Here is a 16,887-nt window from a genome sequence, read left to right on the forward strand (position 1 = left end):
CGTCCAGCTGTTGAGCACGTGCTGGCCGATGAAGACCAGACCGAGCGACGCGACGCCCAGGTAGATGCCCCGCAGGCGCGCCGCGATCGGGCTGAACAGCAGGCCGGCGAGGCCGGCCACCAGCACGCCGGCGACGCACGACCGCTCCTCGAAGATGCCGCCGAGCTCCTCCGGCACCCCCAGCAGCCCCAGGCCGACCTCACCGACGGCGCCCAGGACGTCGGCGGGCGCCGTCGCGGCCTCGTCGGCCCCCGCGGCGGCCGGACGGACCACCTCGGCAGCGAGCTCGGCCACGACGTCCACGAGCATCTGCTCGTCCTCGGTGGGGGTCAGCTCGAAGCGACCGCTGGACGACGTGGAGGCGCTGGCCCGCACCCCGTTGGTGTCGCGTCCCTTGCGGGCGAACTGCCTGCTCGCGGCTGCCGCCGCCTTGAAGCCACCTCGGGTCGCCGAGAAGACCACCTGCTCGGTGCGCTTGCGCACCCCCAGGCGGTCGACGAGCTCGCTCTGCGCGAGGCGGTTCAACGCTGCCATTGCGTACCCCAGAGGGGCGCGCGTCTCCTTGGAGGACAGTCCGTGGCGACCGCCCGGACTCATCAGCGCCGGCTGGACGGAGGTGGGATCAACCATGGTCCGAGTGTAACTCAGAGTTACAACCCTTGTCTGCACCTCGTTGCACACGAGTGGGGCAGCGGCTTACCGGGGCGCACCCTGCACTCACTAGGATCGACCCATGCCTGGCGCCACCGACGACTCCCCGCTCAGCCCGTACGGCCCACTCCCCGAAGGCGGCGCCGTGCGCCCGATCACGCGGTGGGGCACCCCCGTCATGCACGCTCCGCAACAGCGCGTCACCGTCTTCGACGAGGCCCTGCGGCAGCTGGCCGCCGACATGGTGGCCACCATGTACGCGGCCGACGGGGTGGGCCTGGCTGCCTGCCAGATCGGGGAGGACGTGGCGATGTTCGTCTTCGACTGCCCCGACGAGTCCGGCCAGCGCACCGTCGGCGTCGTGTGCAACCCGGTGCTGACCCTGCCGGAGGGACGCGAGCGGTCCCTGGACGCCGACGACGAGGGCTGCCTGTCCTTCCCCGGTGCGTTCGTGACGTGCGCACGGCCGGACTTCGCCCAGGTCGACGGGGTGGGCCTGGACGGTCAGCCCGTCCAGTTCGCCGGCGACGGCCTGCTCGCCCGCTGCCTCCAGCACGAGACCGACCACACGGTCGGGACCGTCTTCGGTGACCGGCTGGCGGCCAAGGCCCGCAAGAAGCTCCAGAAGCAGCACGACAAGGCTGCGGAGGACTACCCCCTCGGCTGGCCAGTCGAGGACTGACCCTCCCGGCGGACGCTCATCGTCGGGCCGCGACGTAACAGGCCACCGCGGTCGCGGCGGCCACGTTGAGCGAGTCGATGCCGGCGCTCATCGGGATGATCGCGCGGCGCTGGGCGCTCTCCTCCCACCTGGCGGACAGGCCGTGCCCCTCGGAGCCCAGCACCAGTGCGACCTTGTCGACGCCGGCGACCGTCTCCTCGATCTCGGTGGCGTCGTCCGCGAGGGTGAGCGCCACCGTGGTGAAGCCCGCGGCCGCCACCGTCTCGAGGGCGCCGTACCAGTCCGGGAGCCTGGTCCACGGCATCGAGAACACCGCACCCATGCCCACCTTGACCGAACGACGGTAGAGCGGGTCCGCGCACCGCGGGGCCAGGAGCACGGCGTCGAAGCCGAGGGCGGCGCCGCACCGGAAGATCGCGCCCACGTTGGTGTGGTCGACGACGTCCTCGAGCACCAGGACGGAGCGGGCCCCCGCCAGGACCTCGTCGACGGTGGGCAGAGTGCGCCGGTGCAGTGAGGCGAGCGCCCCGCGGTGGACGTGGAAGCCCGTGACCTCCTCCGCCATCGCCTCGGGGACCACGTAGCAGGGAGCGTCCGACTGCTCCAGCAGGTCGGAGAGACCGTCAAGCCACCGCGGGGCCATCAGGAACGAGCGCGCCGCGAACCCGGCCTCGAGGGCCCGCCGCACCACCTTCTCCCCCTCTGCCAGGAAGAGCCCGTGCTCGCTCTCCAGGTTCTTGCGGAGCTCGACGTCGCGCAGGTCGCGGTAGTCGGCCAGCCGCGGGTCGGCGGGGTCGGTGATCTCGACGAGGTCAGCCACGGGGGAACTCCTGCGGGTTCGCGACGGCCACGACCTCGCCGATCACGATGATCGCCGGCGGCCTGAGCCCCTCCTCAGCGATCCGGTCCCCCAAAGTGTCAAGGGTCGTCAGGACGGTTCGCTCCTGCGGGAGCGTGCCGTCAGCGATGACGGCCACCGGGGTGCTGGCCGGCCGTCCCGCGGCGACCAGGGCGGTCGCGATCGCCGCCGCATTGTCGACGGCCATGAGCAGCACGACGGTCCCCCGCAGCTGGGCGACCGCGTCCCAGGCGACCAGCGACTCCGGGTGCCCGGGCGGCAGGTGGCCCGAGATCACGGTGAACTCGTGCGCCACCCCGCGGTGGGTGACCGGGATGCCGGCGCGGGCCGGTACGGAGATGGCCGACGAGAGTCCGGGGACCACCGTGACCGGGACCCCGGCCGCGGCACACGCCTGGATCTCCTCGTAGCCGCGGCCGAAGACGAAGTTGTCGCCGCCCTTGAAGCGCACGACGCGCTTGCCGGCCAGAGCACGCTCGACGATCACCTCGTTGATGTACTCCTGGGCGGCGTAGCGACCCCGGGGCAGCTTCGTGACGTCGATGAGCTCGACGTGCGGCCCGAGCTCCTCGAGCAGCTCACGCGGCGCCAACCGGTCGGCAACGACGACGTCCGCCGAGGCCAGCGCGTGACGCCCCGCCACGGTGACCAGGTCGCGGTCGCCGGGTCCACCACCGACCAGCACCACGCCGGGCGAGCGGTCGTGGGCACCGTGCGAGTCCAGCTGGCCGTCCTGGAGCGCGGTGACGATCTGGTCCCGCAGCCCCGCCGAGCGGCGGGGCTCGCGGTTGCCCAGGACGCCGACCGTGATCGAGCCGTGCCGCCCGACCGCCGGCGTCCAGGCGCTGCCGCCAACCGCGTGGTCGCTGCGTACGCAGAAGATGCGCCGCTCCTCCGCCGCGCGCGCCACGGACGCGTTCACGGCCGGGTCGTCCGTCGCCGCCACGGCGTACCAGGCACCGTCGAGGTCGGTCTCGGCGAACTCCCGCAGCACCAGGTCGATCTCCGTGCCCATGCCCTCGAGCGCCGGGGTGACCTCGGGGCTGACGAGACGGACCACGGCGCCGGCGGCCAGCAGCGCCGGCACCCGCCGTTGGGCGACGTGCCCTCCTCCCACCACGACCACGAGGCGGTCCGCCAGGACCAGCCCGGACAGGTACGGGGCGGGGGTTCGCGCACTCTCCATGGCTCCATTGTCCCCGGCGGTGCCCTGCGCTCCTCCGGCGTGTCCACGCTTTCGTCCTCGGGAGCCGACTGGCATCGTCTGCACCATGACGCTCACACGCCCCGTGGCCCCCAACCCGTACGACTACCTGCCCCCGGTGCCGTCCTTCGAGCTGACCAGCGAGGACGTCACCGACGGGCAGCCGCTCAAGGACGACCAGGTCGCGGCCCACGGCAACCGCTCCCCCCAGCTCTCGTGGAGCGGGGCTCCCGAGGGGACTCAGTCGTACGTGGTCACGTGCTTCGACCCGGACGCACCGACACCCTCCGGCTTCTGGCACTGGAACCTCGTCGACGTACCTGCTGGCGTGACCACCCTGGCCGCTGACGCCGCAGCCGGCGCCCTGCCCGGCGACGCGTTCCACGTGCGCAACGACGGCGGTGACGCCGGCTTCATGGGCGCGGCTCCCCCGGCCGGGGACCACCCGCACCGGTACTTCTTCGTCGTGCACGCAGTCAGCGAGCCCTCCCTGGGCGTGGGACCGGACGCGTCCAACGCCGTCGTCTCCTTCAACCTGGCGTTCAAGACCCTCGGTCGCGCGATCATCCACGGGACGTACCAGCACTGAGCACCGGTCTTGGCCGCACCGGCACCTCACCCCCGGTCCAGACCAGCGGGCTGCTTTTCGAAGAACGGCGTCAGGCGAACAGTCTGGCGCCGTTTCCCTGTGTGGAACTCCGCTGGCAGGGATAACCGCTGGTCAGAGACGCGTCACCGTGTGTCGGCACCGTGCGGAGGGGCCGCCCTCCGAGCACCACCGGTGTCACCTGGGCCCAATCCAGCAGAAATGGCCAAGGTTCGTCGTAGGAGTTCTATCGTCACAGGAACCCCTCTCGGAAGGACTCGGCCATGGCCCACCCACGTGCGCGGCGCCCCCTGACGGCCGCAGCCGTCGTACTGGGTGTGACCCTCACCCTGCTCGGCGCTCCGCCGGCGCAGGCCTCGAGCTGGCCGGTGCCGGAGGACCGCAGCTCCGAGACCGCGACCGACCTGGCCGAGTACGCGGACCAGGTGATGGTGGAGATCAACGCTGCACGGGACGACAACGGGATGCGGCGGGTCAAGCGGTACGACTCCTGCGTGGACCGCCTGGCGAGCCGCTGGAGCAAGCGCATCGTCACCACGGGCAAGTTCAAGCACCGTCGCCTCAGCCGGATCATCAACCACTGCGACCAGGCGTGGGCCGGGGAGACCCTTCTGCGGGGCTACGACCTCGCACCGGAGGAGATGGTCGACTGGTGGATGGACTCACCGGGCCACCGCGCCGTCCTGATGAGCAAGCACGCGCGCCGGGCCGGGGTCTCGGTCCGGCTGGACGCCGAAGGCCGTCTCGTTGCCGTGGTGAACCTGACGCTTCCCATGCGGCGCTGATCCCGAGCCGCCCTGAGCTCCAGCCTCCCGCGGCGCCACGGACGTTGCGCCCCCATCCCGGAGGCCGACCACCGCTGCGGCACAATCGGCGCCATGACTGGCGCGTGGCAACCGGACGTCCTCGGGGAGCCCTTCGAGGTCGAGATGATCGACCTGCCCGACGATGCGGAGGGACCGGTCGTCGCCGCGCTCGTACGTCGGACGCCGGCGACGGGAGCCGTTCCCGGCCGCGCGGTCCTGCACGTCCACGGCTTCTCCGACTACTTCTTCCACACCGAGTACGCCGAGTGGTGGACCGCCCGGGGGTACGCCTTCTACGCACTCGACCTGCGCAAGTACGGACGGTCGCTGCTGGAGCACCAGACCCCGCACTTCGTCACCTCGCTCGACGAGCACTTCGCCGAGCTCGACGCGGCGTGGCACCGGATCACCGAGCGCGACGGACACACCTCGGTCGTGGTGACTGCGCACTCCACGGGCGGCCTCACGGTGCCCCTGTGGGCGCGTTCCCGGGAGCCTGAGGAGCTGGACGGGTTGGTCCTCAACTCCCCCTGGTTCGACCTCCGTGGCGCTCCCCTGCTGCGCAGCCTCCCGGCACGAGCCGTCCTCGACCAGCTGGGCGCCCGGCAGCCGTACCGGGCGATCCCGCGTCCCGTCAGCGGCTTCTACGCCCGTTCGTTGCATGCCGACCACGAGGGCGAGTGGGAGTTCGACCTCGCGTGGAAGCCGATCGAGTCACGGCCCGTCCTGGCCGGCTGGCTGCGTGCGGTGCGCCGCGGCCACGCCCAGCTGCACCGGGGGCTCGGCCTCACCGCGCCGACCTTGGTCCTGTCGTCCGCGTCCACGGGGAACCCCCAGGAGATGGGGGCCGAGGTCTTCAGCACCGACATCGTGCTCGACGTCGAGCAGATCCGTCGGTGGGCCTCCAGCGTCGGCACCCACGTCACGAGCATCACGTTGCCCGACGCCCTGCACGACGTCTTCCTCTCGCGTTCGGACGTCCGCGAGGCGGCGTACGAGCAGGTCGGGACCTGGCTCGACGCGTACGTCCACCCGCCGGCCTGACCGGTCGGCCCCTGGACGACGGGGCGGCCGGGGTCAGCCGAGCAGGAAGACGCCCAGCGCCACCGTGCCGACCACCACGATCACCGCACGCAGGACCGTGGCGGGCAGGCGACGTCCGACCGAGGCCCCCAGCAGGCCACCTGCGATGGCCCCGATCCCGATGACGAGCACGACCTGCCAGTCCACGTCGGCCACCAGTGCGAACAACAGCCCGGAGACGCCGTTCACGAGCGCCGCGAGCACGTTCTTGACGCCGTTGAGCCGCTGCAGTCCCTCCGCCACGCCGATGCCCATGATCGCCATCATCAGCACGCCCTGGGCGGCGCCGAAGTAGCCGCCGTAGATCCCGCAGGCGAACATGCACGGCCAGACCCACCAGGCGCCGCGCGCCGGCAGCCCACCCGTGGCCTCGTGCCGTCGCGCCACCCAGGCCGAGATGCGTGGGCCGGTGACCACGAGGACGATGCCCAGACCGACGAGGAACGGGACGATCGACTCGAAGGCCCCGGGTTGCCACAGCAGCAGCAGGGCTCCGGCCAGGCCGCCGAGCAGTGAGGCCGACGCAAGGTGGAGCACCAGGTGGCGGGTGCCCCGCAGCTCCTTGCGGTAGCCGAGCGCGCCGGTGACCGAGCCGGGCACCAGGCCGATCGTGTTGGACACGTTGGCGGTCACCGGGGGGACGCCGAACGCCAGCAGGGTCGGGAACGTGATGAGCGTTCCCGACCCCACCAGGGTGTTGATCGCGCCTGCCGCGACGCCCGCGAGGGCGAGCAGCAGGATCTCGAGCGGGCTCACGGGGTGCCGGTGCCCCCCAGCGGGTCGCTGCCACCGAGCGCGTCGCCGCCGTCAGCGACCGGCGGAACGGTGCCGCTGGCCGGCTGCGCGGCCTCGTCCGCGGCAGCCAGCGCCTCGCGCAGCGCGGCGTTGGTGTCCGTGGCAGTCTCGGCCGGCGTGGTGGCCACGGTGGTGGACCCCATGTCGACCCGCTTGCGCGGGCTGGCGTTCTGCGGGATGCCAGCCACGTCGTTCATCGCGGAGCCGAGGCCCTCCAGCGCCTTGGTGATCTCCGAGGGGATGACCCAGACCTTGTTGGCGCCGCCCTCGGCGATCTTGGGCATCATCTGCAGGTACTGGTACGCCAGCAGCGACTGGTCGGGCTGGCCGTCGTGGATGGCCTGGAACACCGTCTGGATGGCCTGGCCCTCACCCTGGGCGCGCAGGATCGCAGCCTCGCGCTCGGCCTGCGCCCGCAGGATCTGCGACTCGCGCTCACCCTCGGCGTTGAGGATCTGCGACTGCTTGTTGCCCTCAGCGGTGAGGATCGCGGACTGCCGCTGACCCTCGGCGGTCAGGATGAGTGCGCGCTTGTCGCGATCGGCGCGCATCTGCTTCTCCATCGCGTCCTTGATCGACATCGGCGGGTCGATCCCCTTGATCTCGACGCGGCCGACGCGGATGCCCCACTTGCCCGTGGCCTCGTCGAGCACGCCACGCAGGCCGCCGTTGATCGACTCGCGGCTGGTGAGCGTGTCCTCGAGGGTCATGCCACCGACGATGTTGCGCAGGGTCGTCATCGTCAGCTGCTCGACGGCCTGGATGTAGTGGGCGATCTCGTACGTCGCCGCGACCGGGTCGGTGACCTGGAAGTAGATGACGGTGTCGATCGACACCGTCAGGTTGTCCTCGGTGATGACGGGCTGCGGCGGGAAGCTCACGACCTGCTCACGCAGGTCGATGACGTAGCGCACCTTGTCGATGAAGGGCACCACGAAGTTCAGGCCCGCGGGCAGCGTCTGCTGGTACTTGCCGAACCGCTCGACGATCCCCGCGCGCGCCTGCGGCACGATGCGTACCGCCTTGACGAGCCCGACGACCACGAGCAGCACGAAAAGCACCACAAGGATGGTCAGTGCAGAGGGCATTCGGTCTTCTCCCCGTGTTGTGGTTGAGGTACTGCCCGTGCGGCGCCCCGAGCGCCGCACGTCGATCTACGAACCGATCCCGGCGACGGGATGCACGTACGCGGTCGCGCCCTTGATCTCGAGGACCTCGACCGCCTCCCCGACACCGATGGTCAGGCTGGAGTCGTACGGCTGTGCGGTCCACTCCTCGCCCGCGACCTTGATCCGGCCGGGCGCGTTGGTGGTGACCTCGGCGAGCACGACGCCCTCGGCGCCGACCAGCCGGGTGTGGCCGATGGCCAGGTGCGGCGAGGTGTGCAGCTTGCGCAGGACTCCGGGACGGACCAGGCCGATCATCGCCACCGCGGCGACCGCGGCCATCAGCACCTGGGCGACCACCGGCAGACCCGCCAGCGCAGCGACCATGCCCACCACGGCACCAGCCGCCAGCATGATCATGATGAGGTCGAGACTGAGCATCTCCGCGATGCCCAGGAGCATGGCGGCGGCGAGCCAGGACTCCCACGCGTGGTCACGCATCCACTCGAACATGTGCCGACCCTACCCGTCCGGGTGTGGTGACGAGGACGGACTCACCCGGCCCGACGACCGGGGGCGCGTCGAGCCGCGTACCGGCCGTCCGCGTGGCTCAGGAGCAGAGGCATCGCGTACGTCTCGGAGAGCGCCTCGGCGGTGACGACCTCGGCCAGCGGACCCTGCGCCACGACGCGTCCCTGACGCAGCATCATCGCGTGGGTGAAGCCCGGCGGGATCTCCTCGACGTGGTGCGAGACGAGCACGGTGGCGGGTGCGTCCGGGTGGTGCGCGATCCCCGAGAGCGTGGCCACCAGGTCCTCCCGTCCGCCCAGGTCCAGACCGGCCGCGGGCTCGTCCAGCAGCAGCAGCTCGGGGTCGGTCATCAGCGCCCGGGCGATCTGGACCCGCTTGCGCTCCCCCTCGCTGAGGGTGCCGAAGGTGCGGTCGGCCAGGTGGGCCGCGCCGGTCTCGTTGAGCAGCTGGAGGGCGCGCTCGTGGTCGAAGTTGTCGTACTCCTCGTTCCAGCGCCCCAGCACCCCGTACGCCGCGGACACCACGACGTCGGAGACCTTCTCGTTGCGGGGGATCCCGTCGGCCAGGGCGGCGCTGGTCAGCCCGACCCTGGTCTGCACGTCGCTGAGCTGCACGGTGCCCAGGATCTGGTCGAGGACCGCCGCCACCCCCGCCGTGGGGTGCATGCGGGCGGCAGCTACCTGGAGCAGGGTCGTCTTGCCGGCACCGTTCGGACCGAGCAGAACCCAGCGCTCGTCCTCCTCGACCACCCAGTCGATGGAGTCGAGGAGCAGGGTGTTGCCCCGTCGAACCGTGACACCGGCGAACTCGATCACGGCGGACATGGCACCACCCTAGCCAGAGCCACGCGCGGACTAGGCTGGTACCTCGTGACCACCGTCCTGCCCCACTCCGCCAGGCTCGCCTGGACGATCACTGCGTGGCTGCAGGGTCTCGCCTCCGGCGACGCGGTGCTGGAGGAGCTCGAGGACCCCGACCTGGTCGTCCAGGTGTCCGACGTCGAGGGGCAGCAGATCGGTCCCACGGACCTGCTGCTGCTCCTGCGCCGCACCGGCGTGCTCGGAGCGGGGCTCGCACTGCCGGTCGAGGGCGACCCGGTCGGCCTCGGCGGGCCGGCTCCGTTCAACGGTGCGGCGATGGAGGCCGGCGAGGCCGTGCTGGTCGGGCACCTCGGTCTGGTGCCGTCCGTGGACGGCGGGCTGCTGCGCTGGGACCTGCACCCCGCCGCCCGGCGCCAACTCGTGGACGTCGGCGAGGCCGACCCTACGCTGCGCAGAGCCGTCCAGGTGGCGGCTCGGCGGCTCGCCGACCTCGACGTCGCCCGCTGGCGCCCCGAGGTGGCCGACGAGCTGATGGCGCTCACCCGTGCCACGCACCTCGACGCCCCGGCGGTCGTCCCCGAGCTCTGCCGTTCCCTCGCGCAGCGGGCACTGCAGGCACAGGCCATCGTCGAGCTGGCCCTCGCCGACGACGGCGCGGCCGTCAGCGCCGGCGAGGCGGCGGCCCGGCGCGACGCGCTCACGCCCCTCGCGGCCGCAGCCAGACGCGCCCTGGTCGCGGCGTGCTCGTACGAGGTGTGGCCCCCGGCGAGGGACTGATCCGCCCGCAGCGGATGATGGACCCGCCCATCCCTCCCCCGGTGGACACCGCGTGCCGGCGACCCACCTTCACAGATAGCCTCAGCACCGATGAACGCGCACAAGCCTGAACCCGCCAAGAGCCTCCTGGTCACCCTGACCGGCAAGGACCGACCGGGCGTCACCTCGGCGATGTTCGCGGTGTTCGCGGCCGCCGGCGTCGAGGTCCTCGACATCGAGCAGATCGTGCTCCGGCGCCGTCTCGTGCTCGGCATCCTGGTCACCGCCCCGCGCGACTGGAAGAAGCTCCGCGACGCCGTCGAGCGCACCGCCGCCGACCTGGGCATGTCCGTCGAGGTGGAGCGCGGCACCGGAGACAACAAGTCCCGCCGCGAGGGCCGCTCCCTCATCACTGTCATCGGCAGCCCGCTCAAGGCGTCGGCGGTCGCCGCCATCGCCGGCCGCATCGCCGACGCCGGCGCCAACATCGACCGCATCGTCAGGATGGCGCGCTACCCGGTGACCGCGATCGAGCTGCACGTCTCGGGCTCCGACACCGACCACCTGCGGCCGCTCCTCTCTGCCGAGGCGGCCGACCGCGGCATCGATCTGGCGGTCCAGCCCGCCACGCTGCTGCGCCGGGCCATGCGTCTGATCGTGATGGACGTGGACTCCACCCTCATCCAGGGCGAGGTGATCGAGATGATCGCCGCGCACGCCGGGTGCGAGGACAAGGTCGCCGCCGTGACCGAGGCCGCCATGGCCGGAGAGCTCGACTTCGAGGCCTCGCTGCGCCAGCGCGTCGCCCTGCTCGAGGGTGTCCCGGTCGAGGCGTTGGACGAGGTGTACTCCTCGATCCAGCTGGCTCCGGGCGCGCGCACCCTGGTCCGTACGCTGCGTCGCCTGGGGTACCGCTTCGCGATCGTCTCGGGCGGTTTCAGCCAGATCACCGACCGGCTCGCCGCGGACCTCGGCATCCACTACGCCCGCGCGAACGAGCTCGAGGTCGTCGACGGGAAGCTCACCGGCCGGATCGTCGGTGACGTCGTGGACCGCGCCGGCAAGGCCGCCGCCCTCCGCGAGTTCGCCCAGGAGTTCGGGGTGCCCGTGGGCGCAACCATCGCCATCGGAGACGGTGCCAACGACCTCGACATGCTGAGCGCGGCCGGTCTGGGCATCGCGTACAACGCGAAGCCCGTGGTGCGCGACGCGGCCGACACGGCGGTGAACGTCCCCTACCTCGACACGATCATGTACCTGATGGGGATCTCGCGCGAGGAGATCGAGGCCGCCGACGCTGCGGCCGGGATCACCACGCCCGCACCGCCCGTCTGAGGCCCCTGAGGCGTCAGCGCCCGCCCACGTGGTGGGCGCGCAGCGTCGCGGTGGAGAACCGGAGGTCGCTCCACCCGCCCTCCACGTCGAAGACGGTCAGCGTCCCCGGCGGGTAGCCCTCCAGGGTCAGCGCGGACGTCGCGTCGTCGTCACCCTCGCCGTCCTCGAGCAGGTTGGCCAGCATCGCCACGGTCGGGTTGTGCCCCACGAGCAGCAGCTCGCGGACCTCGGAAGGTTGCTGGCGCACGAGGTCCAGGGCACTCTCAGGGCTGGCCGTGTACAGCGCGTGCGTCTCGTCGGCCTCCACGGACCAGCCGGCGGAGTCGCGTACGGCCGCCCAGGTCTCCCGCGTGCGCAGCGCCGCCGAGACGAGGACTGCGTCGGGGCGAACTCCCTGGGCCGCCAGCCACGCGCCGGCCTCACGGGCCGCCGCCGTGCCCGTGGGCGCAAGGGCGCGTTCGAAGTCCGAGGCAGCGGTCGACTCCGCCTTGGCGTGACGCATCACGACCAGACGACGCGGAGTCACGGAAACCTTCGGGTGCACGGGTTCACTGTGACACGTCGGTGCAAGGACGACTCGACCCCACGGGCAGTCGGCGCCCGCAGGGTCGGCGTGAGGCGAACGCCCGGCTCAGGCGCCGGTCGCGTGGAACCCGCCGTCGACGTGCACGATCTCGCCGGTGGTGGCCGGGAAGAAGTCGGACAGCAGCGCGCACACGGCCTTGGCGGTCGGCTCCTGGTCGGTGTTGTCCCAGCCCAGGGGGCTGCGGGTGGTCCACAGGTCCTCGAGGTCGGAGAAGCCCGGGATCGCCTTGGCTGCGATCGTCCGCAGCGGACCGGCCGAGACGAGGTTGACCCGGATCCCCTCGGGACCGAGGTAGCGGGCCAGGTAGCGCGAGGTCGACTCCAGGCCGGCCTTGGCGACACCCATCCAGTCGTACGCGGGCCAGGAGACCGTGGCGTCGAAGGTCAGCCCGACGACCGACGAGCCCGGCGCCATGAGGGGCTTGGCCGCCATGGTCAGGGACTTCAGGGAGTACGCCGAGACCTGCAGGGCCTGGGCCACGTCGTCCCAGGGGCCGTCGAGGAACTTGCCGCCCAGCAGCGTCTCCGGGTTGCCGAAGGCGATCGAGTGCACGACGCCGTCGAGGGAGTCGACGTGCTCACGCACCTGGTCGGCCAGGCCGTCGAGGTGCGTCTGGTCGGTGACGTCGAGCTCGAGCACGACCGGCTCGACAGGGAGGCGCTTGGCGATGCGCCGGGTGATCGACAGGGCTCGGCCGAAGTTGCTGATCAGCACCTCCGCGCCCTGCTCCTGGGCGACCTTGGCCACCGCGAACCCGATCGAGGAGTCCATGGTGACGCCCGCCACCAGGATCCGCTTGCCCTCGAGAAGTCCCATTGATCCGTCCCTTCGTCCGTGTCAGTTCGTGGGGCTCAGTGGCCCATGCCGAGGCCGCCGTCGACCGGCACCACGGCGCCGGTGACGTAGCCGGCCAGCGGCGAGGCCAGCCAGGTGACGGCGTGCGCGATCTCGTCGGGGGCGGCGTAGCGTCCCAGCGGCACCTGCGCCTTGATCGCCTGCTTCTGGTCGTCGGTGAGCACGTCGGTCATGTCGGTCTCGACGAAGCCCGGGGCCACGACGTTGACGGTGATGCTGCGACTGCCGAGCTCGCGGGCCACGGAACGGGCGAAGCCCACCAGGCCAGCCTTGGACGCGGCGTAGTTCGCCTGCCCGGCACTGCCGAGCAGACCCACGACCGAGGAGATGAGGACGATCCGGCCGGCGCGCTTGCGGAGCATCCCCTTGCTGGCGCGCTTCACGAGGCGGAACGTGGCGGTGAGGTTGGTGTCGACGACGCTGGTCCAGTCGTCCTCGGACATGCGCAGCAGCAGCGTGTCCTTGGTGATCCCGGCGTTTGCCACCAGGACCTCGACCGGGCCGTACGCCTCCTCGACGGCCGCGAACGCCGCCTCGACCTGCTCGGGGTCGGTGATGTCGCAGCGCACGTCCAGCGCCCCCTCGGGGGGGCCGCCCTGACGGGTGGTGACGGCGACGCGGTCACCCTGGGCGATGAAGGCCTCGGCGATGGCGCGGCCGATGCCGCGGTTCCCGCCGGTGACGAGGACGGTGCGTGGTTCGTGGCTCACCCGCCAGACGCTAGTGATTACCCCGGGGTAGGCCGAACCGGACCGGTTACCGGCGGGTACTCCCCCGCGGACCCCTGGCGCGCGCCGCCGTGGGCGGGGCGGCCTACAGTGGAGTCATGGGTCAGCGTGACGTCGTGAGGATCACCAGCGCACCGACGAGCCGCGCGGACGATCTCGGGGCGCGCCAGCGGCGCTACATGTTCTCCATGGCGATCCGCATGATCTGCGTCGTGGCGGCCGTCGTGGTGGGTCCCGGACCCCTGCGGTGGGTGGCCCTGCTGGGCGCCGTCTTCCTGCCGTACGTGGCCGTCGTGATGGCAAACGCCAACGAGAGTCGGTCGGAGAAGTTCGAGGTGCCGGGGGTCGACGCGCAGCACGTGCTGGGCGAGCGAAAAGAACCCTGACGACACGCGCGGTCCTGTTGGCTTCTCAGGTGCGTCGTGCAAGAATCAACTTCAGTGAGTGCAGCATCCCCCGTCTGCATTCGCTCTTCGGTGCCGGACAGCTTCCCCCGTGGCTGTCCGGCACCTCTTATGTACGGACCTCCCGCACGCACGCGGGGTTGGCACGCATCCCAGCGCCCGACCAGGACGAGACGTGAACTTCCAGACCGGCACCGGCCCCGAGGCCGAGATCTGCTCCGCGAAGGGGTGCCAGGCACCCGCCACGTGGCAGCTGCTGTGGAACAACCCCAAGATCCACACGCCGGAACGGCGCAAGGTGTGGCTGGCCTGTGACGACCACCGGGCGAGCCTGTCTGACTTCCTGACCGCGCGTCAGTTCCTCAAGGACGTGCAGCCCCACACCCACGGCTGAGCGCCAGCGACGCTCAGCCGCCGATCGCCGACATCGGCCGGCTCGGCTGCAGGAACGACAGGTCGTCGATCCCGTGGCCCGGCAGCTTGCCCCGCATCGCCACCAACCACGCCTCGGCGATCTCCTCGTCGTCCGCCCCGCCACGCAGCAGCGCACGCAGGTCGGACTCCTGACGGGCGAACAGGCAGTTGCGGACCTGACCATCGGCAGTGAGACGTACCCGGTCGCAGGCTCCGCAGAACGGCTGGGTCACCGACGCGATGATGCCGACCGTGGCGGGGCCGCCGTCGACGTGGAACTTCTCCGCGGGCGCACTCCCCCGGTCCTCGTCCACCTCGGTGAGGGCGAAGCGCTCGCTCAACCGCTCGTGGATCTCCTTCGCCGTGACCATCTCGGCGCGGCTCCACGCGTGCTGCGCGTCGAGGGGCATCTGCTCGATGAACCGCAGCTCGTAGTCGCGCTCCAGACACCAGGACAGCAGGTCGGCCGCCTGTGCGTCGTTGACGTCGCGGAGCAGCACGGCGTTGACCTTGACGGGCGTCAGCCCGGCGCGGGCTGCGGCCTCGAGCCCGGCCGCGACGTCGTGCCAACGGTCGCGCCTGGTGATCGTGGCGAACGTCTCGGGGTCGGGGGTGTCCAGGCTGACGTTGACCCGGGTCAGACCCGCCTCGGCCAACGCCTCAGCCGACTTGTCGAGGCCCAGCCCGTTGGTGGTGAGGGACGTCTCGGGCGGGGCGCCGTCGGCGGTCGTGAGCCTCGCCGTACGCGACACGATGTCGACCAGGCCCCGGCGCAGCAGGGGCTCACCGCCGGTGAACCGCACCTCGCGCACGCCGAGGCGCTCCACGGCGATGCCGATCAGGCGCACGACCTCGTCGTCGGTCAGCACCTCCTCGCCCGGCTGCCAGTCGAGACCCTCCGCCGGCATGCAGTACGTGCAGCGAAGGTTGCAGCGGTCGGTCAACGACACGCGCAGGTCCGTGGCCACCCGGCCGTGCTTGTCGGAGAGTTCGCGCACACTGTGAGCATAGGCTCGCGGAGGGCGTTCGCACGAACCGGCTAGGCTCGTCCGGTGCGCAAGATGGGTTTCCTGTTCAGTCGCCGTTGGCTCGTCTTCGCAGTGGTGGTCGCCGCTCTCGCGTACTTCGCCTGGTGGCTGGGCGAGTGGCAGTTCCACCGGCTCGACGACCGTCGCGAGCGCAACGAGATCATCGAGCGCAACGAGAAGGCGGCACCCGTCCCGGTCGAGGAGGTCCTCGCCGTCGGCGAGGCGCCGAGCGCTGACGAGGAGTGGCGCCGCATCACCGCGACGGGCACGTACGCGACGGAGGACACCGTCATCGTCCGGTACCGCACCCGTGACGGCGCCGCGGGCGTCAACGTGGTGGTCCCCCTCGAGCTACCGAGTGGCGCGAGCCTGCTCGTCGACCGCGGCTGGTACGCCACGAGCAACCGCGGCGCGTCGTCGGTGGACGTGCCTGCGCCTCCGTCCGGTGAGGTGACGGTCGAGGCCTGGGTGCGGAGGGACGGGACCGGGGCGGCGACCGAGGTCAGCGACCAGTCCACCCGCGCCATCAACAGCGAGAACATCGGGCCCGCCCTCGACCGGGAGGTGCTCGGCGGCTTCGTCGAGCTCGTCGCCGAGGACCCGGCGCCGGCCCAGGCGCTCACCCCGGGCGACCTGCCCGAGCTCGACGACGGACCGCACTTCTTCTACGGACTGCAGTGGTGGTTCTTCGGCCTGCTGGCCCTCTTCGGCTTCGGCTACCTCATGTACGACGAGTCCCGCGGGGGTCGGGGCGTCAGGCGTCCCCGCGCACGTCGGGAGGCGCCCATCCCGTACCACCAGAGGCCGACGGACCCCACCAGCTCCGACTCCCCCTCCCCCGACTCCCACTCCGCCGACTGAGCGGGACGCCTCAGGGGACGGGCGTCATCCCGCCGTCCACCGGCACCATCGCCCCGTTGACGAACGAGGCGGCCGGGGAGACCAGGAAGGCAGCGACGCGTCCGAACTCCTCCGGCTCGCCGTACCTGCCCAGCGGGATCAGGGCCTCGTGCCGGGCACGCGCGGCCTCCGCGTCCCCGCTGGCGGCATCGAGCTCGGCCACACGCTCGGTGGCCACACGACCGGGCAGCAACCCGTTGACCCGTACGCCCCGCGGGCCGTACTCGCGGGCGAGGTCCTTGGCCACCATCGCGAGGCCCGGACGCAGGCCGTTGGAGACACTGAGACCGTCGAGCGGGACCCGCACGCTCGTCGAGAGCACGGTGAGCAGCGCTCCCCCGTCGTCCACCTGTGACCCCAGGTCGCGCAGCAGACGCACGCCTCCGAGGAAGACACTCTCGAACCCGCTGCGCCACTGCTCGTCGCTGATCGCCGACGCGCGTCCCGCGGGCGGGCCGCCGACACTGATCACGGCGCCGTCAAGACGCCCGAAGGCGTCGCGCGCGGCAGCGACGAGGCGTGAGGGCGTCTCCGGGTCCGCGTTGTCGGCGACGACGGTGGCGACCGAGCCAGGGTGCCGGGCGGCCAGCTCCTCGAGTGAGCCGTGCTGGCGTCCACTCACCACCACGCTCGCGCCCTCGGCGACGAGCACCTCGACGGTGGCCCGGCCGAGTCCCCGGCTGCCGCCGGTCACGACGTAGGTTCGTCCAGCAAGTCCCAAGTCCATGACCCCAAC

At 71.6% G+C, this 16,887-nt stretch carries 21 protein-coding genes; 9 read left to right on the forward strand and 12 right to left on the reverse strand.

The window, feature by feature from the left end; all coding sequences use genetic code 11:
• Positions 1–630: acyl-CoA dehydrogenase family protein (locus tag ACI379_RS02575; RefSeq protein WP_439790496.1), on the reverse strand; the 630-nt coding region annotated here is incomplete at its 3' end.
• A gap of 103 nt (positions 631–733) precedes the next feature.
• Here ACI379_RS02575 and def point away from each other — a divergent pair.
• Positions 734–1,333 (forward strand): peptide deformylase, encoded by a 600-nt coding sequence (gene def / locus ACI379_RS02580; RefSeq protein ID WP_439790497.1) that lies wholly within the window; start codon positions 734–736, stop codon positions 1,331–1,333.
• Between the two features lie 16 nt (positions 1,334–1,349).
• On the opposite strand, the gene ACI379_RS02585 is transcribed toward def, so the two are convergent.
• Positions 1,350–2,153 (reverse strand): TrmH family RNA methyltransferase, encoded by an 804-nt coding sequence (locus tag ACI379_RS02585; protein WP_439790498.1) that lies wholly within the window; start codon positions 2,151–2,153, stop codon positions 1,350–1,352.
• Entirely contained in the window at positions 2,146–3,378 is a 1,233-nt protein-coding gene (gene cobA, locus ACI379_RS02590; RefSeq protein WP_439790499.1) for a uroporphyrinogen-III C-methyltransferase, read from the reverse strand. The genes ACI379_RS02585 and cobA overlap by 8 nt, the downstream gene beginning before the upstream one ends.
• Before the next feature lie 85 nt (positions 3,379–3,463).
• Between cobA and ACI379_RS02595 the strand changes: the two genes are divergently transcribed.
• From ACI379_RS02595 to ACI379_RS02605, 3 genes are all read left to right on the forward strand, one after another.
• Positions 3,464–3,985 carry a YbhB/YbcL family Raf kinase inhibitor-like protein gene (locus tag ACI379_RS02595; protein WP_439790500.1) on the forward strand — a complete coding sequence of 174 codons (522 nt, stop codon included), beginning with the start codon at positions 3,464–3,466 and terminating at the stop codon, positions 3,983–3,985.
• Between the two features lie 281 nt (positions 3,986–4,266).
• Positions 4,267–4,788: a CAP domain-containing protein gene (locus ACI379_RS02600; protein WP_439790501.1), complete on the forward strand. Its 522-nt coding sequence runs from the start codon at positions 4,267–4,269 to the stop codon at positions 4,786–4,788.
• A gap of 93 nt (positions 4,789–4,881) precedes the next feature.
• On the forward strand, positions 4,882–5,853 hold the full coding sequence (locus tag ACI379_RS02605; protein ID WP_439790502.1) for an alpha/beta hydrolase: 972 nt from the start codon (positions 4,882–4,884) through the stop codon (positions 5,851–5,853).
• Between the two features lie 33 nt (positions 5,854–5,886).
• On the opposite strand, the gene ACI379_RS02610 is transcribed toward ACI379_RS02605, so the two are convergent.
• The 4 genes from ACI379_RS02610 to ACI379_RS02625 form a co-directional block, all read right to left on the reverse strand.
• Positions 5,887–6,648 (reverse strand): sulfite exporter TauE/SafE family protein, encoded by a 762-nt coding sequence (locus ACI379_RS02610; protein ID WP_439790503.1) that lies wholly within the window; start codon positions 6,646–6,648, stop codon positions 5,887–5,889.
• A complete protein-coding gene (locus tag ACI379_RS02615; protein WP_439790504.1) occupies positions 6,645–7,775 on the reverse strand; it encodes an SPFH domain-containing protein in 1,131 nt (376 codons plus the stop codon). The genes ACI379_RS02610 and ACI379_RS02615 overlap by 4 nt, the downstream gene beginning before the upstream one ends.
• A gap of 66 nt (positions 7,776–7,841) precedes the next feature.
• Entirely contained in the window at positions 7,842–8,306 is a 465-nt protein-coding gene (locus ACI379_RS02620; RefSeq protein ID WP_439790505.1) for an NfeD family protein, read from the reverse strand.
• Between the two features lie 41 nt (positions 8,307–8,347).
• Positions 8,348–9,148 (reverse strand): ABC transporter ATP-binding protein, encoded by an 801-nt coding sequence (locus tag ACI379_RS02625; protein ID WP_439790506.1) that lies wholly within the window; start codon positions 9,146–9,148, stop codon positions 8,348–8,350.
• 45 nt (positions 9,149–9,193) lie between these two features.
• Between ACI379_RS02625 and ACI379_RS02630 the strand changes: the two genes are divergently transcribed.
• Positions 9,194–9,922, forward strand: a complete 729-nt coding sequence (locus ACI379_RS02630; RefSeq protein ID WP_439790507.1) for a hypothetical protein — start codon at positions 9,194–9,196, stop codon at positions 9,920–9,922.
• Positions 9,923–10,012: 90 nt separating this feature from the next.
• A complete protein-coding gene (gene serB, locus ACI379_RS02635; RefSeq protein ID WP_439790508.1) occupies positions 10,013–11,236 on the forward strand; it encodes a phosphoserine phosphatase SerB in 1,224 nt (407 codons plus the stop codon).
• A 13-nt stretch (positions 11,237–11,249) separates the two neighbouring features.
• On the opposite strand, the gene ACI379_RS02640 is transcribed toward serB, so the two are convergent.
• The 3 genes from ACI379_RS02640 to fabG all read right to left on the reverse strand — a co-directional run bounded on the left by ACI379_RS02640 (position 11,250) and on the right by fabG (position 13,387).
• Positions 11,250–11,762 carry a SixA phosphatase family protein gene (locus ACI379_RS02640; RefSeq protein WP_439790509.1) on the reverse strand — a complete coding sequence of 171 codons (513 nt, stop codon included), beginning with the start codon at positions 11,760–11,762 and terminating at the stop codon, positions 11,250–11,252.
• A gap of 105 nt (positions 11,763–11,867) precedes the next feature.
• Positions 11,868–12,638: an enoyl-ACP reductase FabI gene (gene fabI / locus ACI379_RS02645; RefSeq protein ID WP_439790510.1), complete on the reverse strand. Its 771-nt coding sequence runs from the start codon at positions 12,636–12,638 to the stop codon at positions 11,868–11,870.
• A 35-nt stretch (positions 12,639–12,673) separates the two neighbouring features.
• Positions 12,674–13,387, reverse strand: a complete 714-nt coding sequence (fabG, locus tag ACI379_RS02650; RefSeq protein WP_439790511.1) for a 3-oxoacyl-[acyl-carrier-protein] reductase — start codon at positions 13,385–13,387, stop codon at positions 12,674–12,676.
• A 116-nt stretch (positions 13,388–13,503) separates the two neighbouring features.
• Between fabG and ACI379_RS02655 the strand changes: the two genes are divergently transcribed.
• The gene (locus ACI379_RS02655; protein WP_439790512.1) at positions 13,504–13,791 is read left to right on the forward strand and encodes a DUF3099 domain-containing protein; all 288 of its coding nucleotides are present in this window, start codon (positions 13,504–13,506) and stop codon (positions 13,789–13,791) included.
• Positions 13,792–13,984: 193 nt separating this feature from the next.
• Positions 13,985–14,203: an acetone carboxylase gene (locus tag ACI379_RS02660; RefSeq protein ID WP_439790513.1), complete on the forward strand. Its 219-nt coding sequence runs from the start codon at positions 13,985–13,987 to the stop codon at positions 14,201–14,203.
• A gap of 13 nt (positions 14,204–14,216) precedes the next feature.
• Here the strand turns inward: ACI379_RS02660 and moaA are convergent, their stop codons facing one another.
• Positions 14,217–15,221: a GTP 3',8-cyclase MoaA gene (moaA, locus tag ACI379_RS02665; RefSeq protein ID WP_439790514.1), complete on the reverse strand. Its 1,005-nt coding sequence runs from the start codon at positions 15,219–15,221 to the stop codon at positions 14,217–14,219.
• 63 nt (positions 15,222–15,284) lie between these two features.
• Here moaA and ACI379_RS02670 point away from each other — a divergent pair, with 63 nt between their 5' ends.
• Positions 15,285–16,112, forward strand: coding sequence for an SURF1 family cytochrome oxidase biogenesis protein (locus ACI379_RS02670; protein ID WP_439790516.1), 828 nt, complete (start codon positions 15,285–15,287; stop codon positions 16,110–16,112).
• Between the two features lie 10 nt (positions 16,113–16,122).
• Here ACI379_RS02670 and ACI379_RS02675 read toward each other — a convergent pair.
• Positions 16,123–16,887, reverse strand: a 765-nt coding sequence (locus ACI379_RS02675) for an SDR family oxidoreductase (RefSeq protein ID WP_439790515.1), incomplete at its 5' end; no start/stop codon positions are given.

It is taken from the genome of Nocardioides sp. (assembly GCF_051876515.1).
Lineage (GTDB): Bacteria > Actinomycetota > Actinomycetes > Propionibacteriales > Nocardioidaceae > Nocardioides.

Coding starts and splice junctions, on each gene's coding strand:
- def (WP_439790497.1), top strand. CDS start 734: ATGCCTGGCGCCACCGACGACTCCCCGCTCAGCCCGTACGGCCCACTC.
- cobA (WP_439790499.1), bottom strand. CDS start 3,378: ATGGAGAGTGCGCGAACCCCCGCCCCGTACCTGTCCGGGCTGGTCCTG.
- ACI379_RS02595 (WP_439790500.1), top strand. CDS start 3,464: ATGACGCTCACACGCCCCGTGGCCCCCAACCCGTACGACTACCTGCCC.
- ACI379_RS02600 (WP_439790501.1), top strand. CDS start 4,267: ATGGCCCACCCACGTGCGCGGCGCCCCCTGACGGCCGCAGCCGTCGTA.
- ACI379_RS02605 (WP_439790502.1), top strand. CDS start 4,882: ATGACTGGCGCGTGGCAACCGGACGTCCTCGGGGAGCCCTTCGAGGTC.
- ACI379_RS02615 (WP_439790504.1), bottom strand. CDS start 7,775: ATGCCCTCTGCACTGACCATCCTTGTGGTGCTTTTCGTGCTGCTCGTG.
- ACI379_RS02620 (WP_439790505.1), bottom strand. CDS start 8,306: ATGTTCGAGTGGATGCGTGACCACGCGTGGGAGTCCTGGCTCGCCGCC.
- ACI379_RS02625 (WP_439790506.1), bottom strand. CDS start 9,148: ATGTCCGCCGTGATCGAGTTCGCCGGTGTCACGGTTCGACGGGGCAAC.
- serB (WP_439790508.1), top strand. CDS start 10,013: ATGAACGCGCACAAGCCTGAACCCGCCAAGAGCCTCCTGGTCACCCTG.
- fabI (WP_439790510.1), bottom strand. CDS start 12,638: ATGGGACTTCTCGAGGGCAAGCGGATCCTGGTGGCGGGCGTCACCATG.
- ACI379_RS02655 (WP_439790512.1), top strand. CDS start 13,504: ATGGGTCAGCGTGACGTCGTGAGGATCACCAGCGCACCGACGAGCCGC.
- ACI379_RS02670 (WP_439790516.1), top strand. CDS start 15,285: ATGGGTTTCCTGTTCAGTCGCCGTTGGCTCGTCTTCGCAGTGGTGGTC.